The 24,888-nt window shown below is 69.3% G+C and carries 26 protein-coding genes; 9 read left to right on the top strand and 17 right to left on the bottom strand.

Annotated elements, in window-relative coordinates; all coding sequences use genetic code 11:
- Window positions 1–10: 10 nt before the first annotated feature.
- Window positions 11–742: an enoyl-CoA hydratase gene (locus DQP56_RS02545; RefSeq protein ID WP_112683432.1), complete on the bottom strand. Its 732-nt coding sequence runs from the start codon at window positions 740–742 to the stop codon at window positions 11–13.
- Between the two features lie 28 nt (window positions 743–770).
- On the opposite strand from DQP56_RS02545, the gene DQP56_RS02550 reads away from it, so the two are divergent.
- A complete protein-coding gene (locus DQP56_RS02550) occupies window positions 771–2,249 on the top strand; it encodes an acetyl-coenzyme A carboxylase carboxyl transferase subunits beta/alpha (protein WP_112683433.1) in 1,479 nt (492 codons plus the stop codon).
- A 5-nt stretch (window positions 2,250–2,254) separates the two neighbouring features.
- On the opposite strand, the gene DQP56_RS02555 is transcribed toward DQP56_RS02550, so the two are convergent.
- From DQP56_RS02555 to DQP56_RS02565, 3 genes are all read right to left on the bottom strand, one after another.
- On the bottom strand, window positions 2,255–3,109 hold the full coding sequence (locus DQP56_RS02555; protein ID WP_205868781.1) for an EamA family transporter: 855 nt from the start codon (window positions 3,107–3,109) through the stop codon (window positions 2,255–2,257).
- 127 nt (window positions 3,110–3,236) lie between these two features.
- The gene (locus DQP56_RS02560) at window positions 3,237–4,997 is read right to left on the bottom strand and encodes an ABC transporter ATP-binding protein (protein ID WP_234825473.1); all 1,761 of its coding nucleotides are present in this window, start codon (window positions 4,995–4,997) and stop codon (window positions 3,237–3,239) included.
- On the bottom strand, window positions 4,994–6,712 hold the full coding sequence (locus tag DQP56_RS02565; RefSeq protein WP_234825480.1) for an ABC transporter ATP-binding protein: 1,719 nt from the start codon (window positions 6,710–6,712) through the stop codon (window positions 4,994–4,996). The genes DQP56_RS02560 and DQP56_RS02565 overlap by 4 nt, the downstream gene beginning before the upstream one ends.
- 147 nt (window positions 6,713–6,859) lie before the next feature.
- On the opposite strand from DQP56_RS02565, the gene prrA reads away from it, so the two are divergent.
- Complete coding sequence (prrA, locus tag DQP56_RS02570; RefSeq protein ID WP_112683467.1) at window positions 6,860–7,570, top strand: two-component system response regulator PrrA; 711 nt, start codon at window positions 6,860–6,862, stop codon at window positions 7,568–7,570.
- 17 nt (window positions 7,571–7,587) lie between these two features.
- Window positions 7,588–8,922, top strand: a complete 1,335-nt coding sequence (locus tag DQP56_RS02575; protein WP_112683468.1) for a HAMP domain-containing sensor histidine kinase — start codon at window positions 7,588–7,590, stop codon at window positions 8,920–8,922.
- Window positions 8,923–8,944: 22 nt separating this feature from the next.
- Here DQP56_RS02575 and arfC read toward each other — a convergent pair whose 3' ends face one another.
- From arfC to pdxH, 8 genes are all read right to left on the bottom strand, one after another.
- Window positions 8,945–9,283 carry a channel accessory protein ArfC, sunset domain variant gene (arfC, locus tag DQP56_RS02580; protein ID WP_112683436.1) on the bottom strand — a complete coding sequence of 113 codons (339 nt, stop codon included), beginning with the start codon at window positions 9,281–9,283 and terminating at the stop codon, window positions 8,945–8,947.
- A complete protein-coding gene (arfB, locus tag DQP56_RS24610) occupies window positions 9,283–9,435 on the bottom strand; it encodes a channel accessory protein ArfB (protein ID WP_165824875.1) in 153 nt (50 codons plus the stop codon). Before arfB ends, arfC begins: the two co-directional genes overlap by 1 nt.
- Window positions 9,436–9,447: 12 nt before the next feature.
- The gene (arfA, locus tag DQP56_RS02585) at window positions 9,448–10,518 is read right to left on the bottom strand and encodes a channel-forming protein ArfA/OmpATb (RefSeq protein WP_435673810.1); all 1,071 of its coding nucleotides are present in this window, start codon (window positions 10,516–10,518) and stop codon (window positions 9,448–9,450) included.
- A 100-nt stretch (window positions 10,519–10,618) separates the two neighbouring features.
- Window positions 10,619–11,092: a channel-forming protein ArfA/OmpATb gene (arfA, locus tag DQP56_RS02590; protein ID WP_112683438.1), complete on the bottom strand. Its 474-nt coding sequence runs from the start codon at window positions 11,090–11,092 to the stop codon at window positions 10,619–10,621.
- Entirely contained in the window at window positions 11,093–11,461 is a 369-nt protein-coding gene (locus DQP56_RS02595) for an FKBP-type peptidyl-prolyl cis-trans isomerase (RefSeq protein ID WP_112683439.1), read from the bottom strand. It abuts the gene before it with no gap.
- Between the two features lie 5 nt (window positions 11,462–11,466).
- The gene (locus DQP56_RS02600) at window positions 11,467–12,762 is read right to left on the bottom strand and encodes a citrate synthase (protein WP_112683440.1); all 1,296 of its coding nucleotides are present in this window, start codon (window positions 12,760–12,762) and stop codon (window positions 11,467–11,469) included.
- Between the two features lie 109 nt (window positions 12,763–12,871).
- A complete protein-coding gene (locus DQP56_RS02605; protein WP_112683441.1) occupies window positions 12,872–14,143 on the bottom strand; it encodes an MFS transporter in 1,272 nt (423 codons plus the stop codon).
- A 16-nt stretch (window positions 14,144–14,159) separates the two neighbouring features.
- The gene (gene pdxH / locus DQP56_RS02610) at window positions 14,160–14,819 is read right to left on the bottom strand and encodes a pyridoxamine 5'-phosphate oxidase (protein ID WP_286167695.1); all 660 of its coding nucleotides are present in this window, start codon (window positions 14,817–14,819) and stop codon (window positions 14,160–14,162) included.
- A gap of 86 nt (window positions 14,820–14,905) precedes the next feature.
- On the opposite strand from pdxH, the gene DQP56_RS02615 reads away from it, so the two are divergent.
- The gene (locus tag DQP56_RS02615; RefSeq protein WP_112683443.1) at window positions 14,906–16,021 is read left to right on the top strand and encodes a citrate synthase 2; all 1,116 of its coding nucleotides are present in this window, start codon (window positions 14,906–14,908) and stop codon (window positions 16,019–16,021) included.
- Window positions 16,022–16,045: 24 nt separating this feature from the next.
- Here DQP56_RS02615 and DQP56_RS02620 read toward each other — a convergent pair whose 3' ends face one another.
- Window positions 16,046–17,737, bottom strand: coding sequence for an FAD-dependent oxidoreductase (locus DQP56_RS02620; RefSeq protein WP_112683444.1), 1,692 nt, complete (start codon window positions 17,735–17,737; stop codon window positions 16,046–16,048).
- Window positions 17,738–17,757: 20 nt separating this feature from the next.
- Window positions 17,758–18,798, bottom strand: a complete 1,041-nt coding sequence (locus DQP56_RS02625; protein ID WP_205868782.1) for an AurF N-oxygenase family protein — start codon at window positions 18,796–18,798, stop codon at window positions 17,758–17,760.
- A gap of 185 nt (window positions 18,799–18,983) precedes the next feature.
- On the opposite strand from DQP56_RS02625, the gene serC reads away from it, so the two are divergent.
- Both serC and sepH read left to right on the top strand, forming a co-directional pair.
- A complete protein-coding gene (gene serC, locus DQP56_RS02630; RefSeq protein ID WP_112683445.1) occupies window positions 18,984–20,102 on the top strand; it encodes a phosphoserine transaminase in 1,119 nt (372 codons plus the stop codon).
- A gap of 101 nt (window positions 20,103–20,203) precedes the next feature.
- Window positions 20,204–20,980 carry a septation protein SepH gene (sepH, locus tag DQP56_RS02635; protein WP_112683446.1) on the top strand — a complete coding sequence of 259 codons (777 nt, stop codon included), beginning with the start codon at window positions 20,204–20,206 and terminating at the stop codon, window positions 20,978–20,980.
- On the opposite strand, the gene DQP56_RS02640 is transcribed toward sepH, so the two are convergent.
- Together DQP56_RS02640 and DQP56_RS02645 are read right to left on the bottom strand one after the other, a co-directional pair.
- The gene (locus DQP56_RS02640) at window positions 20,971–21,246 is read right to left on the bottom strand and encodes a DUF2537 domain-containing protein (protein ID WP_112683447.1); all 276 of its coding nucleotides are present in this window, start codon (window positions 21,244–21,246) and stop codon (window positions 20,971–20,973) included. The two genes, sepH and DQP56_RS02640, sit on opposite strands and share 10 nt — an antisense overlap.
- The gene (locus DQP56_RS02645) at window positions 21,243–22,070 is read right to left on the bottom strand and encodes a TrmH family RNA methyltransferase (RefSeq protein ID WP_112683448.1); all 828 of its coding nucleotides are present in this window, start codon (window positions 22,068–22,070) and stop codon (window positions 21,243–21,245) included. The genes DQP56_RS02640 and DQP56_RS02645 overlap by 4 nt, the downstream gene beginning before the upstream one ends.
- Before the next feature lie 39 nt (window positions 22,071–22,109).
- On the opposite strand from DQP56_RS02645, the gene DQP56_RS02650 reads away from it, so the two are divergent.
- The 3 genes from DQP56_RS02650 to DQP56_RS02660 are packed head-to-tail and all read left to right on the top strand — an operon-like array spanning window position 22,110 to window position 23,515.
- Window positions 22,110–22,391: a DUF2530 domain-containing protein gene (locus DQP56_RS02650; RefSeq protein WP_112683449.1), complete on the top strand. Its 282-nt coding sequence runs from the start codon at window positions 22,110–22,112 to the stop codon at window positions 22,389–22,391.
- A gap of 29 nt (window positions 22,392–22,420) precedes the next feature.
- Entirely contained in the window at window positions 22,421–22,876 is a 456-nt protein-coding gene (locus DQP56_RS02655; RefSeq protein ID WP_112683450.1) for an SRPBCC family protein, read from the top strand.
- A gap of 60 nt (window positions 22,877–22,936) precedes the next feature.
- Complete coding sequence (locus DQP56_RS02660; protein ID WP_133258883.1) at window positions 22,937–23,515, top strand: hypothetical protein; 579 nt, start codon at window positions 22,937–22,939, stop codon at window positions 23,513–23,515.
- 243 nt (window positions 23,516–23,758) lie between these two features.
- On the opposite strand, the gene DQP56_RS02665 is transcribed toward DQP56_RS02660, so the two are convergent.
- On the bottom strand, window positions 23,759–24,823 hold the full coding sequence (locus DQP56_RS02665) for a DUF3027 domain-containing protein (protein ID WP_234825474.1): 1,065 nt from the start codon (window positions 24,821–24,823) through the stop codon (window positions 23,759–23,761).
- Between the last annotated feature and the right edge of the window lie 65 nt (window positions 24,824–24,888).

The raw sequence follows: 24,888 nt of genomic DNA on the forward strand, positions 1-24,888 counted from the left end.
CGGGCTCCGGTCAGGCGCCCTGGAACTTCGGCGGCCGCTTCTCGATGCGGGCCAGCTGCGCCTCGATCACGTCCTGGCTGGCCCAGGCCCGGTCGAACAGCTCCTTGTGCTCCGGCGTCTGTTCCTGGTAGGCGCCGTCATCGTTGAGCACCCGCTTGGCGTGCTGCAGGGCGAGCGGCGCCAGCCCGGCGATCTCCTGCGCCCAGGCCTGCGCGTCGGCAACGGTGCCCAGCCGGTTGGCCATGCCGGTCAGCAGCGCCACGTCGGCGGGCAGCTTCTCCGCGGTGAGCATCATCGCCCGGGCCCGCCCGTAGCCGACCAACGAGGTCAGCCGACGGATACTCCAGTTGTCCAGTGCCAGGCCGTACTTGGCGACCGGGAACTGGAAGAACGCCTCGGGGGCCACCACCCGCAGGTCGCAGACCATCGCCAGTTGCAGACCGGCACCGATCGCGGCGCCGTTGATCGCGCCGATCACCGGCAGCGGGACGTCGCCGATGCTCTGGTGCAGGGCGCGCAGCTTGTCGGGGTAGTCGGCGGCGAACGCATCGCCGGACAGATCCGCGCCGGCACAGAACACGCTGCCCTGCCCGGTCAGCACGATCGCCCGGACGTCGTGGCTGGCGGCGTCGACGATCGCCTCCCGCAGTTCGGTGACAAGCTGGGAGTTCAGCGCGTTGCGCCGTTCGGGACGTTGCAGCTCGATGGTGGTGACGGCTTCGTCGCGGGTAACTCCGATCATGACGCACCAGCCTAATTAGGCTCGTGGTGTGAGCAGGATCGGGGCCGATGAACTGCGGGACGCGGTATTGGACCACGGCTCGTTCATCAGCTGGGATGACGAGCCGCTGGCCTTGCCGGTCAGCGACGATTACGCCGCCGAACTGGCCGCCGCCCGGGCCGCCACCGGCCGCGACGAGGCGGTCATCACCGGCGAGGGCCGGGTGGGCGGGCGCCGGGTCGCGGTGATCGCCAGCGACTTCGACTTCCTGGCCGGCTCGATCGGGGTGGCGGCCGCCGAGCGGATCACCACCGCGATCGAGCGGGCCACCGCCCAGCGGCTGCCGCTGCTGGCCTCTCCGAGCTCGGGCGGCACCCGGATGCAGGAGGGCACCGTCGCCTTCCTGCAGATGGTCAAGATCGCCGCCGCCATCGAGCTGCACAAGCGCGCCCACCTGCCCTACCTGGTCTACCTGCGCCACCCCACCACCGGTGGGGTGTTCGCCTCCTGGGGATCACTCGGGCACATCACGCTCGCGGAGCCGGGGGCGCTGGTGGGTTTCCTGGGCCCGCGGGTCTACGAACAGCTCTACGGCGCACCGTTCCCGCCTGGCATCCAGACCGCCGAGAACCTTCAGGCCCACGGTGTGATCGACGGCGTGATCCCGGTGAAGTGGCTGCGGCGCACCTGCGCCCGGGCGTTGAAGGTGATGCTCGACGAACCCCCGGCGCCACCGGCGAGCCCGGCCTGCGAGCCGATACCCGATCTGCCGGCCTGGGAATCGGTGTGCGCGTCGCGCCGCCCGGATCGGCCCGGCGTGGGTTTTCTGCTGCGACACGGCGCCACCGAACAGGTGTTGTTGTCGGGCACGGGAAGCGCCGAGCGGGGCGCCACCATGCTGCTGGCGCTGGCCCGTTTCGGCGGTCAGCCCGCCGTGGTGCTGGGGCAGTGGCGGGGCCCGGACCGGCTCACCGACCCGATCGCACTGCGCGACGCCCGGCGCGGCATGGCGTTGGCCGAGGACTTGCAACTGCCGCTGGTGCTGGCCATCGACACCCCGGGGCCCGCGTTGTCGGTAGAGGCCGAGCAGGGCGGGCTGGCAGGCCAGATCGCGGCGTGCCTGGCAGAGCTGGTCACGCTGCGGGTGCCGACGGTGTCGGTGCTGCTCGGTCAGGGCAGCGGCGGGCCCGCGTTGGCGATGGTGCCGGCGGATCGGGTGCTGGCGGCGACGCACGGCTGGCTGGCACCGCTACCCCCGGAGGGCGCCAGCGCCATCGTCTTCCGCGACACCGAGCACGCCCCGGAGCTCTCGGCCGCACAGGGCATCCGCTCGGCGGATCTGAAAGCGCACGGGATCGTCGACGTGATCGTGGCCGAGCGCCCAGATGCCGCCGACGAGCCGATCGACTTCGCCAAACGGATGTCGCGGGCCATCGCCGTGGAGCTCGACGCGTTGCGGCGAGTGCCGGCCGAGCAGCGGATGGCAGCCCGCTTGCAGCGTTACCGCCGGATCGGGCTGCCGGGCTGAGGGCACTAGCCGGTGATCATCGCCACGGCGATTCCCGCCAGCGCCATTCCCATCACCTGTCGGAGCCGCACCCGCTCCCCCAGTAGGAGGACCGCCAGGATCACGGTGGCAGCCGGGTACAGCGAAATCAGCACGCTGGCCAATGACAACAGTGCGTGCTTCAAGGCGAACAGCATGGTGACGTTGGCGGCAGTGTCGAGCAGCGCGATCAGGAACGCCAGCCGCAGCGGTGTCCCCGTCGGCACCCGCAGATTGCGGCTGGTCGCCGCGACCACGATCACCAAGATGGTGGCCGCGCCACGTGCGAACAACAACGGCCACAGCCCGGAATCCGACGGAGTGCGATCCAAGAAGACGAAGTTCAGACCCAGGGCCACCCCCGAGGCGACCGTCAACCAGAGCACGGCGCGGGTAAGGCCCGGACGGTGGACGCCGTCGTCCCCGGAGTGCCAGCTGATCAACACCACCGCGCCCAACGCCACCGCGATGCCCGCACTGGCGAGCATGCCGGGCCGCTCCCCCAGCACCCGTCCGACGCACACCGGCACACTGGCATCCACCACCGCCGCCAGCGGCGAGACCACCGAGATCGGGCCGGCCGCCATCGCCGCGTAGAACCACCAGATACCCAGGGCCTGGCTGAGCCCGCCGAGCGCGCCGAGCATGACGGCGCCCAGCGTGATGTGGCCGCCGCCGATCATCGCGAGCGCTCCCAGCATCACCATCGAGACCGGGGTGGACACCAGCACCACCCGCAGTGCGGCAACCCGGCGCGACGCGACGCCGCCGACGAAGTCGCTGATCCCGAAACTGGTGGCTGACGCCAACGCCAGCCCTTGGGCGGCCGGCGAGCCGATCACCCCGCAACCTTGGCGTCAGATGTGTCCATCACGGCGAGAAGTGTAAGCGCGCAGCGGTGTCCGACCCGCGGCCCTGACCGCCGCCAACAGGGCGTTTGCACGCAGTTTCATTAGAATTCGGCTGCGCTTAAGCCAACGAGCGCCGCCAGGCGTCATGCAAGGCGGCGTAATGCCCCCCGGCGCGGATCAAATCGGCCGGCGGCCCGTCTTCGACGACGGTGCCGTCCTCGATCACCAGCACCCGGTCGGCGATCTCGACGGTGGAGAGCCGGTGGGCGATCACCAGCGCGGTCCGCCGGGCCAACACCGTGCGCAGCGCCTGTTGCACCATCCGCTCGCCCGGAATGTCCAGCGCCGAGGTCGCCTCGTCCAGAATCAGCACCGCCGGGTCGGCGAGGAACGCCCGCGCGAATGCGACCAGCTGACGCTGGCCCGCCGACAGCCGTCCGCCGCGCTTGGCCACGTCGGTGTCATAGCCGTCCGGCAAGGCGGCGATGAACGCCTCGGCGCCCACGCCGGCCACGGCGGCGACCACCTCGGCGTCGGTCGCCTCGGGACGGCCGAACCGGATGTTGTCGGCGAGCGTCCCGGAGAACAGGAAGTTCTCCTGAGTCACCATCACCACGTGCCGGCGCAGCTCCGCCTGCGTGAGATCACGCAGGTCGACACCGTCGAGCGTCACCGAGCCCGATGCCGGGTCGTGGAACCGGGCGATCAGCTTGGCGATGGTCGTCTTGCCCGCACCGGTGCTGCCGACCAGCGCCACCGTCTGGCCGGCCGGGATGCTCAACGACAGTCCGTCCAGCACCGGCGCATCGGACCGGTAGCCGAAACACACGCCGCGCAAGGCGATCTCACCGCGCACCTCGGCGAGGGTGACCGGAGTGTCGGGGTCGGCTACTCCGGGTTTCTCGGCGAGCACCGCGGCCAGCTTCTGCAGCGCCGAGGTCGCCGACTGGAAGGTGTTGAGGAATTGGGTGATCTCCTGCATCGGGTCGAAGAACATCCGCAGGTAGAGCAGGAACGCGGTGAACGTCCCGATCGTCATGTGCCCGTGCAGGACTCGCCAGCCGCCGTAGAGCACCACCATCCCGGTGGTGAGGTTGCCGACCAGCTTGACGCCGGGCGAGAAGACGGCGACCAGTTTGAACGCCTTCTCATTGACGGCGCGGTAGCGGTCGGCGACCTCGGCGAACAGTTCGGCGTTGCGTGCTTCGCGCCGGTAGGCCTGCACCGCCTTGATACCGGTCATGGTCTCGACGAACTGCACGATCACCCGCGCGGCGTGTTCGCGCACCGCGGTATAGGTCTTCGACGACTCGGCCCGAAACCACCGCAGCAACGCCACCAGCACCGGGAAGGCGCCCAAACACATCAGGCCCAGCCGCCAGTCCAGCACGACCAGCAGCACCGCGGTGCCGGCCAGCGTCAGCACGGCACTGACCAGGCTGTCGAACCCGCCCAGCAGCATCTCCTGGATCGCGTCGACGTCGTTGGTCAGCCGGCTGACCACCCGCCCCGAGGTGTAGCGGTCGTGAAAGCCGACGTCGAGGCGCTGGAAGTGCCGGAACACCCGTCGCCGCAGCTCCAGCAGCACCCGCTGGCCGATCCTGCCCGACCACTGCAGGAACAGCATGCGGCTGCCGGCCTGCACGAGCACCACCGCGCCCAGCGCGACGATGATCGCCGTCAGTACCGCCGTCGAGCCGTCGGCCGCGATGGGCGGGATTCCCCGGTCGATACCGCGCTGCGCCAGAACCGGAACCGCAAGGCGGGCAGCGTTTTCCACCACAACGATCAACGCCAGCAACACGACCGCGACGCGGTAGGGGCGCAGCAGCGACCACAGCAGGCCGCGCGCTGCGGCCCGGCCGGCGACGGCCGTCACCGCCGTGCCCACTCGACGAGGTGTTCGGCGCCGTCATCGAGCTCGTCGTCGGCGGCCAGCAGGTAGCGGTACCGCGGCACCGTCGCCAGCAGTTCGGCATGGGTCCCGACCGCTGTGATCTTCCCGTGCTCCAGCAACGCCACCCGGTCGGCCAGCGCCACGGTCGAGGCCCGGTTGGCCACCACGATCGCGGTGATCGGCGGTCGACCGTCGGCGCCGCGCAGCACCCGGCGCAACGCCGCCGTCACGGCGGCCTCGGTGTGCACATCCAGTGCCGACAGGGTGTCGTCGAGCACCAAGATCGCCGGCGCGGCCACCAGGGCCCGCGCCAGCGACAGCCGTTGACGCTGCCCACCCGACAGGCTCATCCCCTGCTCACCGATGCGGGTGTCGAGGCCGCACGGCAGGTCATAAACGAATCCCGCCGACGCCACCTCCAGGGCGCGGGCCAACTCCGCGTCGGTCGCCTCGGGCCGACCCAGCCGCAGGTTCTCGGCCACCGACATGGAGAACAGCGTGGGGTCGTCGAATGCGGTGATCACCGCCGAACGCAACGCGGCCAGCGTCAGTGAACGGATGTCCCGCCCGCCGATCAGGATCTGCCCCTCATCGGCGTCGTAGAGCCGCGACAGCAGCATCGCCAGCACCGACTTGCCGGATCCGGTGGCACCCACCAGCGCGACGGTCTCGCCGGCTTCGACGGTGAGATCGACCCCGCGCAGCACCCACGAGCCGTCGGGACCCGAATCGCCGAAGCGGAACCCGACGTCGCGCAGCTCCAGTCGCCCGGACGGCGGCACCGGATCGTCGCCGTCGGTGATCTCGATCGGGGCGTCGAAGATCTCGGTGACCCGGTCGGCCGCTGTCATCGCCTCCTGGGTGGCCGACAGCAGAAAGCCCAACGACGACACCGGCCAGACCAGCGAGAGCATCAAGGTGATGAAGGCGACCAGGGTGCCCATCGTGACCTGGTGGTGTCCGGCCGCGTACGCACCGACCGCCAGCACCACGATCAGCGTGAGGTTGGGGATCACCTCCAGCAGCGTCCAGAACTTCGACGTCACCACCACCTTGTCGACGCCCAGGTCGCGCAGCCGCTCGGCCTGCGCGTCGAACCGGGCGAACACGTGGTCCTCGCGGCCGAACGCCTTGATCGTGCGCAGCCCCACCGCCGATTCCTCGACATCGGTGGCCAGCTGGCCCGCCTGGTCCTGCGCCCGCCGCGACAGCCGGGTGTATTGGCGCCGGAAGTGCTGCACCGTCAGCGTCACCGGCACCATCGACACGCAGGCGAGCACGCCCAGCGGCCAGTACAGCAGCAGCAGGATGGTCGTCACCGCGACGATCTGCAACGTGTTGAGCACCAGGAACACCAGAACGAATGCCAGAAACCGGCGGATGGTGGCCAGGTCGTTCATGATCCGCGACAGCAGCTGCCCGGACTGCCAGCGCCCGTGGAAGGTCATCGGCAGGATTTGCAGCCGGGCGTAGAGGTCCTTGCGAAGGTCGGCTTCGACGCCCATGGTGGCGTGCGCGACCAGCCATCGCCGCACGAACCACAGCACCGCCTCCCCGACCCCGAGCGCGGTGGCCGCCGTCCCGAGCACCCACAGTCCCGGCTGGTCGCGGTGGGCCACCGGCCCGTCGATGACGGCCTTGGTGACCAGCGGGATCGTCACGGTGGCAGCCAGACCCACGACGGCCACCGTGACCATGGTGATCCACCTCGCCCGGTAGGGCCGCAGGTACGGCGCCAAGCTGCGCAACGCGGACGCCGGCTTCACCCAATCGACCTTAGATCGAAGGCGGCGACCCGCGGCGCATCCCTCGCTTGATGGCAATGTTCAGGCAAAATGGCGGCCATGAACAATCCCGCCAACGCTGCCGCCGCCCCCCGGGTACTGGTGGTCGACGACGACTCCGATGTGCTCGCCTCGCTGGAGCGCGGACTGCGACTGTCCGGATTCGAAGTGGCGACGGCGGCCGACGGCGCCGAAGCGTTGCGCAGCGCCAAGGAGACCCGCCCGGACGCCATCGTGCTCGACATCAACATGCCGGTGCTCGACGGCGTCAGCGTGGTGACGGCACTGCGGGCGATGGGCGATGACGTGCCGGTCTGCGTGCTGTCCGCGCGCAGTTCGGTCGACGACCGCGTCGCCGGGCTGGAGGCCGGCGCCGACGACTACCTGGTCAAGCCCTTCGTGCTCGCCGAGCTGGTGGCCCGGGTGCGGGCGATGCTGCGGCGGCGCGGGTCGGCCGCCAGCTCGTCGTCGGAGACCATCACCGTCGGCCCGCTGGAGGTCGATATCCCGGGCCGGCGCGCCCGGGTCAAGGGTGTCGACGTGGACCTGACCAAACGCGAGTTCGACCTGTTGGCCGTGCTCGCCGAGCACAAGACCGCGGTGCTCTCCCGCGCCCAGCTTCTCGAGCTGGTGTGGGGCTATGACTTCGCCGCCGACACCAACGTTGTGGACGTGTTCATCGGCTATCTGCGGCGCAAGCTGGAAGCCGGCGGCGCGCCACGGCTGCTGCACACCGTGCGCGGGGTCGGATTCGTCCTGCGCACGCAGTGAGGACCACGATGAACGTCATGAACATGCTGCGGCGCATCTTCGCTCGAACGCCGTCGCTGCGCACCCGGGTGGTGCTGGCGACCGCCATCGGCACCGCCATCGTGACGGTCATCATCGGCGCCATCGTGTGGGTCGGGATCACCAACGACCGCAAGTACTGGCTGGACCGTCGGCTCGACGAGGCGGCCGGCCTGACGGTCCCGCTCATCGGCCTGGGTGAGCTGCCCCGCGCGGCCGGCGGGACCGACGCCGTGATCACGCTGCGCCGGGCAGGTGAGGTGACGTCGAACTCCGCGGTGGTGTTGCCCGAGCTGGAGGCGGGATACGCCGACACCGAGATCGACGGCGTGCGCTACCGGGTGCGCACCGTCGACATTCCCGGGCCGGGTCCGCGGTCACTGGCGGTCGGCGCCACCTACGAGGCCACCATCGCCGACACCAACAACCTGCACCGCCGGGTGCTGCTGCTGTGCACCTTCGCGATCGGCGCGGCCGCGGTGCTGGGCTGGCTGCTGGCGGCGTTCGCGGTACGGCCGTTGCGTCGGCTGGCCCAGCAGGCCCGGTCGATCGACGCCGGTGACGAACGACCGGAGATCGAGGTGCGTGGCGCCAGGGAGGCCGTGGAGATCGCCGAGGCGATGCGCGGCATGCTGCAGCGGATCTGGACCGAACAGGACCGCACCAAAGAGGCGTTGGCGTCCGCGCGCGACTTCGCCGCGGTGTCCTCGCATGAGCTGCGCACGCCGCTGACCGCCATGCGCACCAACCTCGAGGTGCTGACGACGCTCGACCTGCCCGAGGACCAGCGCAAAGAAGTCCTCAGCGACGTGGTCCGCACCCAGTCGCGGATCGAGGCGACCCTGTCGGCCCTGGAGCGGCTGGCCCAGGGGGAACTGTCCACGGCCGACGATCAGGTTCCGGTCGACATCACCGAACTGCTCGACCGGGCGGCGCACGACGCGATGCGGGTCTTCCCGGACCTGAACGTCTCGCTGGCGCCGTCACCCACCTGCATCATCGTCGGGCTGCCGGCCGGGTTGCGGCTGGCGGTCGACAACGCGATCGCCAACGCGGTCAAGCACGGCGGCGCCACCCAGGTGCAGCTCTCAGCGGTCACCTCGCGCGCCGGGGTCGAGATCGCCATCGACGACAACGGCAGCGGGCTTCCCGAAGAAGAGCGCCAGGTGGTGTTCGAGCGGTTCTCCCGCGGTTCGACGGCATCGCATTCCGGGTCCGGTCTCGGGCTGGCGCTGGTGGCTCAGCAGGCCGGGCTGCACGGCGGCACAGCGACCCTGGAGGACAGTCCGATGGGCGGGGTGCGGTTGGTGCTGCGACTGCCGCCGCCACGCTAGCGCACCCGCCGGGGCGTCAGGTCTATTCGCGCCGACTGTCCCAGCGTTGGAAGCCGGCCGCCGCGGCGGTCTGCTCGTCCTTGAACCACACCTCGGCGATCGTCGCCTCATAGGACGGGCTGTCGGGGCCGTGGTAGAGCATCGAATCCTCGTTGCCTTTGATGGTCCAACCGGCCGGCCCACTACCACCCGCTCCCGCCCGCGCCGATCCGTCGCCGTAGGGCCTAGCCGCGACGGCGGCACCACCGACTGCTGGAGGCGTCGGCACCTCGCGTTTGACCCGCCGGATGGCGAAGGCGAATGTCAGTGTCAACCCCAGCAGAAATGACAGGCCCATCAGCCAGCAATTAGCGCCGTGCATCAGTCGGCTCCCATCTCCGGCGAGCCGGGCAGGGCCGCGATGGCATCCTCCCGGCTGGTGCGGCGGATCGACACGATCGTCAGTAACCAGGCGATCGCCGAACCCACCACGAATGCCAGCAGATACCACAGCCACTGCATGACGAAATCCATCGCAGATTCTCCTTAGCTAACCGTGATCGCGACACGACGGTTGTGGGCGCGGCCGTCCGGTGTCGCGTTGCTGGCGACCGGGTCGGCCGACCCGAACCCTATGGCGGTGACGCTGCTCGCCGGGACACCCTGGGCAACAAGGAAATCGGCGACCGATTTGGCCCGGTCGGTACTCAACGGCACGTTGATGCCGTCGTTGCCGGTGTTGTCGGTGTAACCGCTTACCGTCACCTGGGCGCTGCGACAACCCTTGAGCGTCTCCGCGACCCGACTCAGTTGCCGGCGGGTGTCCGGCGACAGGGCGTAACCGTTGGTCACGAAGGTGACGGGCGTGGCCATCAACGCGGTGACGTCGGCTTGTAGGTTGCCGCAGTCACCGGCTGGGGCAGGAGCCGGTGACCCGGGCGCTGCGGGCGTGCTGGGGGCCTCGCGACGCGGGATCTCTCGGCTGGGAGCCACCGGGGTGGGAGCCTCCGGTGCATCGGGCAGGACCAGAATGTTGTTGGAGATCACCAGATTTGGCCAGGCCGCGGTCGCGGCCGCCTCGACGGCTGACCTGACCGCGCCGGATGAGGCGGTACCGATCAGCGCGACGGTGCCACCGCTGATCCTGAATTTGAAGTCCGGCATGGTCGCCGAGGCCTTGAATACCGAGCCCAGGGCGGCGGCGTCGGGCACCTTGACACCCGGTTTGATGTTGAGGTTGTCCACCAATTGCACACTGCTGCCGTACAACCCGGTGAGCATGTCGATCAGTCCGGTTCGCGTGGCGATGTCGGGAAGCTCGCCGTTGAGAGTGATGACATTGCCGTTACGCAGAATCGACAACGGGGCAAACGATATTCCCGGTGCATTCGGCTCCGGTGCCGCCGGCATCGATAGCGACGGCACGGGGACCCCGGGCAGGGTGGCGTCGCCCGCGGTGATGCCGATTCTTCCTCGATCCGCCACTGCCAGTCCGATCAATGCCAGTAGCAACGGAATTGCCGCCAAGGCCACCAACCATCCGGGCCCGGGTGGTCGACGGTAAAAGCGCGATTTCGCTCGCCAGCCGGTCGCGGTCCGGTTTTCGGGGCCCGGCATGGATCCTCCTCGAAGGTCGAAAAAGCACCTCGTACCCAGGACACCGCGAGTGTAGGAGCTCTGAAGGACCCTCGGAGGTCTTCAGTCGATTTTTGCGGACTCAGCGCGTCCCGGGGGCGCCGATTGTGAGTTCGTTGACGATGTTGACACGCGGCCAGGCGTCGCGGGCCGCGGCCTCGACGGCGGCCGCCTCGCCCGGCTTGGCCGCGGTGCCAGCCAGCGTCACGCTGTCACCGGCGGCGTGCAACGCGAAATCCCCGATCACCCCCGCCGCTTCGAATACCGGGGCCGACGCGGCCAGATCCGGTGTCGCGGCGCCCGGCGTCACACCGAGCCGATCGACGACGGTGACATCGTCGGCCGAGGTGATCACGGCGTCCAACAACGCCCGTCTGGCCGCCGGATCCGGCACGTCACCGCTCAGGGTGATCTCGGTGCCCTGGCGGATCACCGACAGCGGCACCGGCATTGCGGCGGCGGGATCAGCGCCCTCCGGCGAAGCGCCCCGCAGCCCGCAACCGGTCGCGCCGAGCAGCACCGCGACGAGCGCCGCCGCCGCCAGCCAGCCGCGCACTCAGCGGGTGCCGAGCAGATCGATCATGAACACCAGTGTCTTGCCGGCGAGTTGATGACCGGTGCCGGCCGGGCCGTAGGCCAGCTCGGGCGGGATGACCAATTGGCGCCGACCGCCCACCTTCATGCCCGGGATGCCGTCCTGCCAGCCGGCGATGAGCCCGTCAAGCGGAAACTCCAGCGGTTCCCCCCGGTTCCACGAGCTGTCGAACTCGGCGCCGGAGTCGTAGTCGACTCCGAGGTAGTGCACGTTGACGAGTGCGCCGGGAGCGGCCTCGGCCCCGTTTCCGACAACGATGTCGGAGATGACCAACTCGGTCGGCGGCGGGCCGGCCGGAACGGTGATCTGCGGTTTGCCCGGCTTCGTCACGGCGGTTACCGCCCGCCGATGGTGACGTAGTCGCGCTCGGTGGCACCGGTGTAGAGCTGACGCGGTCGGCCGATCTTGGAGTCGCCCTCGTCGTGCATCTCGCGCCAGTGCGCGATCCAGCCCGGCAGCCGGCCCAGCGCGAACAGCACGGTGAACATCCGGGCCGGGAAGCCGATCGCCCGATAGATCAGGCCGGTGTAGAAGTCGACGTTCGGGTAGAGCTTGCGCTCGATGAAGTAGTCGTCGGTCAGCGCCGCCTCTTCGAGATCCTTGGCGATGTTGAGCAGTTCGTCGTCGCCGCCGAGCTTGCCGAGGATCTTGTCGGCCTGCTCCTTGACGATGCGCGCCCGGGGGTCGTAGTTCTTGTAGACCCGGTGGCCGAAGCCCATCAGCTTGACGCCGTCCTCGCGGTTCTTGACCTTCGTGACGAAGTCGCCGACGTTGCCGTGCTGGTCACGGATCTGCTCGAGCATCTCCAGCACCGCCTGGTTCGCGCCGCCGTGCAGCGGCCCCCACAACGCGTTGATGCCGCCGGAGATCGAGGTGAACAGGTTGGCCCGCGACGAGCCGACCAGCCGCACCGTCGACGTCGAGCAGTTCTGCTCGTGGTCGGCGTGCAGGATGAACAGCATGTCGAGTGCCCGCACCACCTCGGGGTCGACCTCGTAGGGCTCGGCCGGCAGGCCGAAGGTCATCCGCAGGAAGTTCTCCACCAGGGAAAGCGAGTTGTCCGGGTACAGGAACGGCTGCCCCTCGGACTTCTTGAACGCGTAGGCGGCGATGGTGGGCAGTTTGCCCAGCAGCCGGATGGTCGATACCTCGACCTGCTCGTTATCGGAGGGGTCCAGCGAGTCCTGGTAGTAGGCGGAGAGCGCGTTGACCACGCTGGACAGCACCGGCATCGGGTGGGCATTGCGCGGGAAGCCGTCGAAGAACCGCTTCAGGTCCTCGTGCAGCATGGTGTGCCGCTGGATCTTGCCGGTGAAGGTCGCCAACTGTTCGGCAGTGGGCAGTTCCCCGTAGATCAGCAGGTAGCTGACCTCGATGAAGGTGGACTTCTCGGCGAGCTGCTCGATCGGGTAGCCGCGGTAGCGCAGGATGCCGGCATCGCCGTCGATGTAGGTGATGGCGCTCTTGACCGGCGCGGTGTTGGCGTAGCCGTTGTCGAATGTGGTGTAGCCGGTCTTGGCGAGCAGCGAACCGATGGCCAGGGCATCGGACCCGTCGGTGGCGTGGACGATCGGCAGCTCTAGCTCGCCCCCCGGGTACTTCAGGGTGGCGGTGTCGTCGGTTGCGGCCACAAGGAACCCCTTTGCACTATTCGGCTGACCAGTCGATCGAAGCGTGTATAGGAAAAGGTAGTCGGTTCCGGGGCGAAGCGCCCGCCCGGGGCCGAGTATCACGGGCCGGTCATTGCGCCGCTGCCGGTCCCGGCCGGTGATAGCGGATGAAGGCCGGCGCCGCGAGTGCGGCGAGCAGCACTCCGATGACCACCAGCACCCCACCGCCGGCGGCGGCCGCGGCCGTTCCCACCACCGCACCGGCCGCCCCGTGAACAGCATCGGCGAGGCGGGGCCCACCGGCCACGATCACGGTGAACACGCCCTGCAACCGCCCCCGGATCTCGTCGGAGGCGACCTGCTGCAGCATCGTCGAGCGGAACGCCGCCGACACCATGTCCGCGGCGCCGCCGACCGCCAGAAAGCCCAGCGCGACCCACAACACCGGACCCGGATGCCCGTCGGCCCGCGCGACCGCCAGCCCGAAGCCGGCCATCGCCGCGCCCCACACCACGATCGAGATGACGATCGCCAGGCCCTGGCGGCTGATCCGCGGCAGCCATCCGGAGAACACCCCGCCGGCCACCGCGCCGACCGCCATCGCCGCGGCCAGCAGTGCCATCGTGGTGCCGCCGTCGACCGGTCCGCCGAAGTCCGCAGCGGCGATCTGCGGGAACAGCGCCCGAGGCAGTCCCAGCACCATCGCGATCAGGTCCACCACGAACGACATCAGCACCACGGTGTTGCCGGCCAGATAACGAAACCCGTCCAGCACCGCCGCCAACCCGAAACGCGAGCCGTCGGTTGATCCGGCGGGCGGCATGGGCGCCAGCCGAAAGGTCGCCCAGATCGGGAAGAGGCAGGTGACAGCGTCAACCAGGTACAGCGTGGGCAGATCCACCCAGCCGAGCAGCAGCCCGGCCAGCAACGGCCCGACGATGGCCCCGAACTGCATCACGGTCATGTTCAGCGAGTTGGCGGCCGGTAGGTCGCCGCCGGCCACCAACCGCGGAATGGCGGCGGCGCGGGTGGGCGAATTGACCGCGTAGAACCCCTGCTGCACGGCCAGCAGCGAAAGCACCACCCAGACGTCACCACCCAGCACCGCCTGCACCCAGAGCAGCAGCGACGCGGCCGCCAGCCCGCAGGAGGCGATGATCAGCAGCTTGCGGCGGTCCATGGCGTCGGCCCAGGCGCCGCCGAGGAGCCCGAAGACCACCAGCGGCACCAGCGCGAACAGACCCGACAAGCCGACATACGCCGAACTGCCGGTCAGCGCGTAGATCTGGACCGGGACTGCGAAGATGGTCAGGTTCGCGCCGATGACGGTCGGAATCCCGGCCAGCCACAGCCGCCGGAAGTCCGGGTTGCGCAGCGGTGTGGTGTCGGCGAACAGCCTCACCGCAGCGGACCCGAGATCACGGCTGCAGACGCTCGACGCGTCCGCCGCTCACCCGAATCCGGTTGTGCAGCCGGCCTTCTCGGCCCTGCCAGAACTCCACCACCTCTGGCGCGATGACATAGCCGGCCCAGCTGGGCGCGACCGGAACGTCGTCGGTGTCGGCGAATCGGGCGGTCACCTCCACGAGCTGATCGAGCAGGGCCGCGCGCGAGGCGATCGGATGCGACTGGTGCGACGCCCAGAAACCCAGCTGCGAGGCCCGCGGCCGGTTCACCCAGTATTCGGCCGGGATCGCTGCGTCGGTCTTGGTGACCCGGCCGCGGATATGGACCTGGCGGCCCAGTTGATACCAGGGGAACGTCGCCGACGCGTACGGTGTCGCCGCCAACTGGGCGGCCTTGTCCGAGCCGTCGTCGGTGAAGAAGGTGACGCCGTCCTCGTCGAGGTTCTTACACAGCACCGAGCGGCTGGCCGGCCGGCCGTCTTCGACCGTGGCCAACACCATGGCGTTGGGCTCGGGGATGCCGGCGCGTTCGGCGTCGCCGATCCAGTTGCGCAGCAAAACCTGCCAGCCGTCCTCGAGCCAGTCGACGTCGAGGTCGCCGCAGTTGTCCTTCTCCCGGTATTCCACTCGCATCGCCGCCAGGTGCTCGTTGTCGGGGCCTGTCCTGTGCACCGCCCAACGCTACGCCGCAGCTCCGGTCCAGCCGGCGTTACCAGCCGGTAGGAACGGCCGGATGCCGGGGTGGGACAATGCCACACATGAGTGCTGCAGTCCCGGAGAATTTCGTAGCCGGCCTGGAGGGCACGGTGGCCTTCACCACCGAGATCGCCGAACCCGACAAGGACGGCGGCGCGCTGCGCTACCGCGGTGTCGACATCGAGGACCTGGCCGGAAAGGTCAGCTTCGGCGATGTGTGGGCGCTGCTGGTCGACGGCGACTTCACTCGTCCCCTGGCACCCGCTGAGCCGCTGGAACTGTCGGTGCGCACCGGCGACGTCCGCGTCGACGCCCAGGCCGGGGTGGCGATGCTGGCCCCGCAGTGGGGATTCCAGCCGCTGCTGGACACCGATGACGCCACCGCACGCGATCAGCTGGCGCGCGCCGCGGTGATGGTGCTGTCCTATGTCGCCCAATCGGCGCGCGGCTCACAGCCACCGGTCTCCCAGCAGACCATCGACGGCTGCGCCACCATCACCGAGCGGTTTATGACCCGCTGGCGCGGCGAGCCCGACCCGGCCCACATCGATGCCATCGACGCCTACTGGGTGTCCGCGGCCGAGCACGGCATGAACGCCTCGACGTTCACCGCCCGGGTGATCGCCTCCACCGGCGCCGACGTCGGCGCGGCGCTGTCCGGCGCGATCGGTGCGATGAGCGGCCCGCTGCACGGCGGCGCTCCGGCCCGGGTGATCCCGATGATCGAAGATGTGGAGCGCTCCGGGGACGCCCGCGCGGTGGTCAAGGGCATCTTGGATCGCAAAGAGAAGTTGATGGGCTTCGGCCACCGGGTGTACCGCGCCGAGGACCCGCGCGCCCGGGTGCTACGCGCCACCGCCAAACGGCTGGCCGCCCCCCGCTACGAGGTGGCCGCCGCCCTGGAGCAGGCGGCACTGGACGAGCTGCGGGAGCGCCGGCCGGACCGGGCCATCGAGACCAACGTGGAGTTCTGGGCGGCGGTGATCCTGGACTTCGCCGAAGTGCCCCCGGCGATGATGCCGGCGATGTTCACCTGTGGGCGTACCGCGGGCTGGTGCGCCCACATCATGGAGCAGAAGCGGCTGGGCAAGCTGGTGCGCCCATCGGCGATCTACGTCGGCCCGGGGCCGCGCGGCGCGGAGTCGGTGGCCGGCTGGGATCGGCTCGCCAAGGGCTGACCCGAACGCGATCCGCGCCGGGATTCAGCGGCGCCGCAAGGCGCTGAGCAGGTTCTGCAGCAGCGGCACGTCGGAGTATTCCTCGACCTGCTCGAGCATGTCCGGGACCCGGGTGAACTTCACCCGGGGCCGGTTCTGCGCCTGACCGCGGGCGATCTCCGCCTTGTCGATGGCCTTCCAACCGGCGGCGTCGATCACCTCGGGCCGGCGGGCGCGCACCATCCGGGCGACCGCCCGCGGGCCGCCGATCGGCTCGCTGAGCTGGCCGGCGTTGTAATCGGCGACCAGGCTCTGGATCGTCTTGAGCGAATCGGACTTGTTGGTACCGATGAAACCATTGGTGCCACGCTTGATCCACCCGGATACATACGCGCCCGGAACCGGCTGTCCGGTGACCGGGTCGACCACCCGGCCGCCCTCGTTGGGAACCACACCGGCGGCGTCGTCGAACGGCAGGTCGGCGATCGGGGTGCCGTGGTAGCCGATCGAGGTCAGCACCAGGCCGGCCTCCAGGCGACGCACCTCGCCGGTTCCGGTCACGGTGAATTCGACTGCGGTGGCCCGCTCTTCGCCGAGCACCCGGGCTGGGGTCAGCTGGTAGGCGAACCGGATGCGCGGCTTGGTGATCGGAGCCGACGCGTCCCCGAGTTTGGTCAGGATCTCCAGCTTCTGCCGGGTGAAGTTGTCGCGCACGGTCGCCAGGTCGTTACGCACCCGGGCGTGGTCGTCGGCGTCGAGCACCACCTCGGCGGCCTGGGTCAACCCGACCAGTTCCGGCAGGGTGAACGCGGAGGCGATCGGGCCGCGGCGGGCGACGATCACCACTTCGTGCACCCGGGAGTCGCGCAGCACCGCCAGTGCGTTGTCGGCGATGTCGGTGCCGGCCAGCTTGTCGGGGTCGGCGGTGAGGATTCGGGCCACGTCGAGGGCCACGTTGCCGTTGCCGACGATCACCACCCGCTCGTGGCCGAGGTCGACCGACAGGTCGGTGAACTCCGGATGCCCGTTGTACCAGCCGACGACCTCGGTGGCGGTGCCGGTGCCGGGCAATCCCATGCCGTCGATCTCCAACCGTCGGTCGTGCAGCGCACCGGAGGCGTAGAGCACGGCGTGGTGATACTCCAGCAGGTCGGCATGGCGCAGGTGGGTGCCCACCTCGACGTTGAGGAAGAAGTTGAAGCCGCGCCGCCAGGAGATCTCGTCGAACAGCTTGGTGGCCAGCTTGGTGTGCTGGTGATCGGGGGCGACCCCGGCGCGCACCAGGCCGTAGGGGGTGGGCAGCTTCTCGAACACGTTGACCAGCACACCGGGCTGGGTCAGCAGTTCATCGGCGGCGTACATCGCGGCCGGCCCGGAGCCGACGATGGCCACCGTCAGCGGATACTTGCCGCGCCGGTGCACTTCGGCGGCCGGCAGGATCGGCGCCAGCTTGGACGTCGGCGGCAGCTTCACGCCCTCGGGGCGCTTGGGGTAGTACGACTTGTTGATCTCGATGAACGGCAGCTGCTGCGCCGGCAGCTGCGTATCGGGGTAGATCGCGTCGACCGGGCAGGCCCGGATGCAGGCGCCGCAGTCCACGCAGGCGTCCGGGTCGATGTAGAGCATCTCGCTGGTGGCGAAGTCCGGTTCGTCCGGGCTGGGGTGGATGCAGTAGACCGGACAGGCGAAGACGCAGGATGCGTCGTTACAGCATGCCTGGCTGATGACGTGCGGCATGAGGCGGCGGGTTCGCTGACCTATGCGACGCGCGACAGGTGCGCGCGCTGCGGCTGGGCCCGGAAGCGCGACGGCGCCCCGTTGATCCGACACATCCGCCAGATCAGCTTGGCGACCGGGTTCATCAGCCCGGTGTCGTGGCAGAGCATTCGCACGTCGGCGAACATATCCTGCAGCATCCGCCGCGCGTCGGCCGACCCGAAGAAGACGTCCTTGCGCACCGAACGCGGAATGTCGAACTCCTGCCAGAACTCCTTCGGCGGAACGACGATTGCCGAACACAGCACCCGCATGGTGACCGGCACGAACAGCGACAGCCAGAAACGCTTGCGGCGCGGCAGGTTCGGGACACGCTTGTTGAGGTATTCGTGCGCGAACGAGATGTGCCGCGCCTCCTCGGCGACGTGGATCGCCATCACCTTCTCCATGATCGGGTGCAGCGTCTTGCCCTCGCGCAGGATGTCCTTCTGAATGTGGTCGATGGGCTCCTCGCCGGCGAGGATGCCGAACCAGAACGGGATCGGCAGCGGGCCGGCGACCAGCGGAATGAACGCCGCCAGCCACTTGAGGAACCGCGGCATGCCGGGCACGTCGGCGCCGATGTGGTTCACCATCTCCTGGAACATCAGGGTGTGGTTGCACTCCTCGACCGACTCGTGCAGGCAGTACCGGTACTCCGGTGAGCCGTTGGGCACCCAGAACGCGTAGTTGAGCAGGCCGCGGATCAGGATGGACTCGAAGTGCAGGCCCACCTTGGCGACGTTGGCCTGACGCCACATCCCGATCTTGATCTGGCGTTCCTCGGGCTGCGCCTGGTACCAGGCGTGCTTACCCAGCGGGTCGGTGGCCGGCAGGATCCACCGCGGGTCATTCTCGAACACCTTGAATTCCGGGCTGTCCCAGTCGATGTCCAGGTACGGGTTGAAGTGGCGCCGCACCGAACCTTCCGACAGCGTGTTGAGCATGTCGACGTAGGCGGCGTCGTCGGTGACCTCCATGTTGGCGCGCCAGCGCCGCACGATGCCGGTTCGCGCCGGCTTCTGAGCCGTCTTCTGAGCCATCGGGAACACCCCCACTGATGTTTTACATTTGGGCTTCGTATGTACAACGGTACCGCAGGTATCGGGTACCGTCCAGAGCTTGAATACCCGTTGTGGCCGTGACGGGTGTCAAGCGCTTCATGTGATTTATGTCACACGAAACCTGCTGTGCAGACCTCCGCCGGACGCTGTCTACGCTAGAGCCCATGGCTGAGCAGCTCACGATCCCGGACAACATGAAGCCCGCCGACGGACGGTTTGGCTGCGGACCCTCCAAGGTCCGGCCGGAGCAGCTGAACGCGCTGGTCACCACCGCGGCGCCACTGTTCGGCACCTCGCACCGGCAGGCGCCGGTCAAGAACCTGGTCGGCCGGGTCCGCAGCGGTCTGCGCGAGCTGTTCTCGGTGCCCGACGGCTACGAGGTGGTACTGGGCAACGGCGGCTCCACCGCGTTCTGGGACGCCGCGGCGTTCGGGCTGATCGACCAGCGCTCCTTGCACCTGACCTACGGCGAGTTCAGCGCGAAATTCGCCTCGGCGGTGGCCAAGAACCCGTTCGTGGGCGACCCGATCATCATCAAGGCCGAGCCCGGCAGCGCCCCGGAGCCGACATCCGACCCGTCTGTCGACGTGATCGCCTGGGCGCACAACGAGACCTCGACCGGCGTGGCGGTACCGGTGCGCCGGCCCGAGGGCGCCGGCGAGGCACTGATCGTGATCGACGCGACCTCCGGCGCGGGCGGTCTGCCGGTCGACATCACCCAGACCGACGCCTACTACTTCGCGCCGCAGAAGAACTTCGCCTCCGACGGCGGGCTGTGGCTGGCGATCATGAGCCCGGCCGCGCTGGCGCGCATCGAGGCGATCGCCGGCTCTGGCCGCTGGGTGCCGGAATTCCTGTCCTTGCCGATCGCGGTGGACAACAGCTCGAAGAACCAGACCTACAACACCCCTGCGATCGCCACGCTGGCGCTGCTGGCCGAGCAGCTGGACTGGCTGCTGGGCAACGGCGGGTTGGATTGGGCGGTGAAGCGCACCGCGGATTCGTCGCAGCGGCTGTACTCCTGGGCGGAGTCCCGGCCGTTCACCACCCCGTTCGTCGCCGACCCGGCGTTGCGGTCTCAGGTGGTGGGCACCATCGACTTCACCGACGACGTCGACGCGGCAGCGGTGGCGGCGGCGCTGCGGGCCAACGGCATCGTCGACACCGAGCCCTACCGCAAACTGGGCCGCAACCAGTTGCGGGTGGCGATGTTCCCGGCGGTCGATCCCGACGACGTCAGTGCGCTGACCCAGTGCGTGGACTGGGTCGTGGAGCGGCTCTGACCTCTCGTGATCAAGTCGTTATAACCCCAGCGTGTCACCGCCGTCCGGGCGGCTCACTGCACTAAAGTCCGCAGCTAACCGGGCCTGCGCAAGGAGAAGTCATGCGGGAACTAAGGGCGATCGGCCTCGACGCCGACGGCAAGCACATCATCTGCGAGAGTGTCGGCGACGACGATGACAGCACCGAGATGTTCCGGGTGCGGATCGACGACCGGCTGCGCGGCGCCGTGCGCGGCGAGGGCAACCGGGTGGGGCAGACCCAGATCGACCTGGGTATGAGCATGCTGCGCCCGAAGGACATCCAGGCCCGCATCCGCGCCGGTGCGTCGGTCGAGCAGGTGGCCGCAGCGGCCGGCGTCGACGTCTCCCGGGTGGAGCGGTTCGCCCACCCGGTGCTGCTGGAGCGCTCCCGAGCCGCGGAACTGGCCACCGCCGCCCACCCGGTGCTGGCCGACGGACCGGCCGTGCCGACCCTGCTCGAGGTCGTCACCAGCGCGCTGATGAGCCGCGGCCTCAACCCCGATCAGAGCAGCTGGGACGCCTGGCGCAACGACGACGGACGCTGGACGGTTCAGCTGGCCTGGAAGGCGGGCCGTTCGGACAACGTCGCCCACTTCTGGTTCGCCCCCGGCGCGCACGGCGGGACGGTGACGGCCCTCGATGATCCGGCGATGGAGCTCATCGACCCGGACTTCGACCGTCCGCTGCGGCCGGTCGCCCCGGTCGCCGAACTGGACTTCGAGGAGCCCGCAACCCCGCCGGCGGTCGACGAGCAGCCGTCACATCAGCGCCCGGCGCCCCGGGCCCGGCGCAGCAAGCCGCCGGTCCCGGGTTGGGAGGACGTACTGCTCGGGGTGCGCTCAAGCGGTCAACGCTGAGCAACCAGCACCAGCAGCACCAGCCACGCCCCAGCCACGCCAAGGCCGGCGCCCAGCGCGAACCAGCGCAGCACCGGGGTGCGTCGCCAGCCCCACACCGTGGGCGCCAGTCCGCCCACCGCGACCAGGTTGAGGACGACGGCCACTGCCAGGTGCACCCGGATCAGCCCCAGGCTCAGCACCGCGATCGCAGTCCCCGACACCGCCGCGACGAACGCCGCCACGGTCAACCCCGTCGCCCACGGCGTGGTCTGGCTGGGCGTCATGCCGGCAGCCTAGTGCGCTCGTAAAACGCCAGCGCCGCCGCCGTCGCCACGTTGAGGGAGTCGGTGCCACGCGACATCGGGATGCGCACTCGCAGGTCACTGGCCCGCATGGCCTGTTCCGACAGGCCCGGCCCCTCCGCGCCGACCAGCACCGCCACCGGGTCGTCCTGCACCTTCGCCATGGCCGTCGACAGCGCGTCGGCCCGCGGATCCGGTGTCATGGCCAACAGCCGAAACCCGCGATCACGCAGCATGGCCAGATCGGCCGGCCAGTGCGCCGAACGGGCGAACGGGACCAGCAGGGCGTGCCCCATCGACACCCGCACCGCGCGCCGGTACAACGGATCGGCGCAGCCGCTGCCGAAGATCACCGCGTCCACTCCGAGGCCGGCGCCGTTGCGGAAAATCGAGCCCAGGTTCTCGTGGTCGTTGACGCCTTCGAGCACCGCGATGGTGCGAGCACCGGCGACCAGATCGGTCACCGTCGGCTCGGGCACCCGCGACGCAGCGGCCAGCACACCACGGTTGAGGTGAAATCCGACGACCTCGGCCATCACCTCCGGGCTCACCCGGTAGTAGGGCACGTCGGGCACAACGGCCAGATCATCCGCCAACTCCGCCAGCCGGCGGTCGGTGCCCAGCAGCGCCCGCGGCGAGTACCGCGAGACGAGCATCCGCCGCACCACCAGCACACCTTCGGCGATCACCAGCCCTTTACCCGTGGGCAGGTCCGGGCGGCGGTCGACACTGTTCAAATCGCGGAAATCGTCCAGCCGGGAATCGCGCGGATCATCGATATCCACGACGTCGAGGACCCTGGCCACCGGCCGAACATTACCGGCGAGGCGCTAACGTCAACGGCGATGACCCCCCAGCCGACCCCCGCGCCTGCGACGGAGCCCTCTCCCGAGCCGCCGCCGTTGCCGCCCGCCCTGCTGCGGGCATGGCCGGTGATCGGCGCCGGGGTGGCCGGCTTCGGTTGCGCGACCATCGCGGCGTTCGCGATTCCGGCACTGGAGTCGTGGCGGCCGGTGAGTGTGGCCGGGCTGGGGGTCGGTGCACTGGGCACCACGATCTTTCTGGTGCAGCGCGCCGCGGCGCGGCGCGGCGCGCGCGGCGCCCAGACTGGACTGGAACACGAATAGAAGTTGCGGCCGATTCAAGGAGGAATGAGATGGCAGCTCCGCTGCTCAAGGCTGAGATCGACATCAACGCGCCGGTCACCGAGGTCTGGAACTTGATCTCCGACTTCCGGCGGATGCCGGAGTGGAGCCCGCAGTGCCGGTGGATGAGACCGCTGGGCGCGGTGCGGCCGGGGACCCGCACGATCAACTTCAATCGGCGCGGGCGAATGTTCTGGCCTACCACCTCAGTGATCACCGAGTACGTCCCGGAGCGCAAACTGGCCTTCCGGGTCACCGAGAACCACAGCGTATGGAGCTATGAACTCGAGCCGACCGCCAATGGCACCCGGGTGGTCGAGAGCCGGCACGCCCCCGACGGGATCACCGCGGTCTCGACGTTTGCGACCAAGAACTTCATGGGTGGGGTCGAGAGCTTCGAGCAGGAGTTGCTCGACGGCATGAACGCCTCCTTGCAGCGGATCAAGGCGGCCGCCGAAAACCGCTGAAGCGCCCCGCAAGTGGGGTAACGTCCATCGTCACCGGCGAAACTGGAGGGAGCCCCGGACATGGTGGGAAGCGCGAGTTCCAGCCTTGGGATGCTGAGCGGCGTCGCAGCCACCGCGGTGCTGCTGGCCGCCGGTCTGACCCCGGTGGCCACGTCACCCGAAATGAGCACGCGCGCCCTGTCCGCGGTGTCGACCGAGGTGGCGCTGGCCACCAGCGCAGTCGTTGACAGCTTCGACGCCCTCGCCGGGCTCGCGCCTTTCGACATCTCCAGCGTTGCAGGTGGATCCGACGTCCCCGGTGATGTCGACGTGTTCAATGTGCTGCCCGGGGCCGCCGATGCCCTCGACGTTCCCGGCTCCGCCGATGCGTTCGACATCGTCGGCCTGTTCAACGCGGAGGTGGCAGCCGCGGTAGGACTGTTCAACCGCGTGATCAGCCTGCCCATAACGTTGTTCAACGACTTCGAGAACCTGATCACCAGCCTGATCAACCTCGACTTCGGGATGGCGTTCAGTCAGGCGTTCAGCATTCCGCAGGACATCGTCAACTACGCGCTCGGGCTACCGGGTGCGGTAGTCAACACGGCCTTCAACATGCTCTTCGTGCTTCCGGGCGAGTACCTGTTCAACTTCGGTTAAGGACTGGTTGGCAATCGGCCTCGCTAGGGGTGAACGCCGCGGCGACGACTGGGCTTTCATCAGCTCCGCCTTCACACCACCATCCCGCATGATGGTCATGTTCTGGCGGGCCGCCAGGACTAACCGCGCGGCGGGAAACCGCTATCTGGCAAGGCGAGGACTCCAGCGGCCACAGGTGAATTGGGCTGCAATCAAGGAAATGCACCGTCGCGCACGACTCAGGTAGCAGCACTAGCGGTGGGCTTAGGTAGCCTCCGGCTCCCCCGGTCCAGCGGGGAGTTCAGCAGCCGTCTCGACGGCGGCGTCCGATTCGGTGACGTCCGATTCGGTGACGAGCGGTTTCCGCGCCACTTCAGTCTCGGCGGGGGCTTCGGCGGGTTCGGCCGGTGCGTCGGCCGGTTCGGCCGGTGCCTCAGCGGGCGGGGCCGCGGTGGCCTCAGCATCGTCGGCACCCTCGGCATCGTCGGCACCCTCGGCATCGTCGGCACCCTCGGCGTCGTCGGCACCCTCGGCATCGTCGGCACCCTCGGCATCATCAGCACCCTCGGCGTCGTCGACGATCTCGAACACCCCGTCGTCGTAGGGGTCGTGGACCGGGGAGCCGGTGCCCGCCGGTGCCGGGGTGTCACTGTGGGCGCCGCAGCCGTACTCGTTGTCGACGACCCGGCCGTCCGCGGACATCTCATTGCCGCATACCCCGAACCCGGTGCCGAGCACACCGGCAAGCGGCAGATAGAAGCCGCAGTCTCGGCAGACCCGCTTGGTGGACCGCGCCATCGCCGAATCCGGCCCGTAGTCGCCGTCGTGCCAGCGTTGCGCCGCCTCGGCGCGACCCAGCGGGCTCAACAGCCAGCGCCGGCCCAGGCCGAGCTCGCCGGCCACCTCGTCGAGGTCCGGATCGCCACTGGAGGTGTAGCCCGGCACCAGTCGCGGATCGTCGGCCGCCGGCGCCAGCAGATCTCCCGGACCCAGGTCACCGGGGCGCACCCGCTGATCCCACGGCACCCATTCCGGCGACAACAGCGCGCCGGGACCCGGAACCAGCACCACCTCGCTGACCGTGGAGTGCGCTGCGCCCGGGACGGCGGCCACCACGACGGCCCACTGCCAGCCCTGATAACCGGGCAGCACGGCGCCGAACCGGTGGGTGGCGGCGGTCGCGTCCTCGTAGTCGACGCCCAAGTGCTCACCGACGGTGTCGGCGCCGCTGAACTCGACGACGGCCGCGCGGGCCTCGTCGACGGCCGCGGCCAGCACCGCGGGCACCGCGATGGCCGCGCTGGCTGAATCTGTGCCGGGAGACGTCACGGGGGTCCTTCCGTTCAATTACGCCCCTATACTGCCGCAGCGCGGCCTGCTCAGCCACAGGCAGG

The organism is Mycolicibacter senuensis, from assembly GCF_003284925.1.
Lineage (GTDB): Bacteria > Actinomycetota > Actinomycetes > Mycobacteriales > Mycobacteriaceae > Mycobacterium > Mycobacterium algericum_A.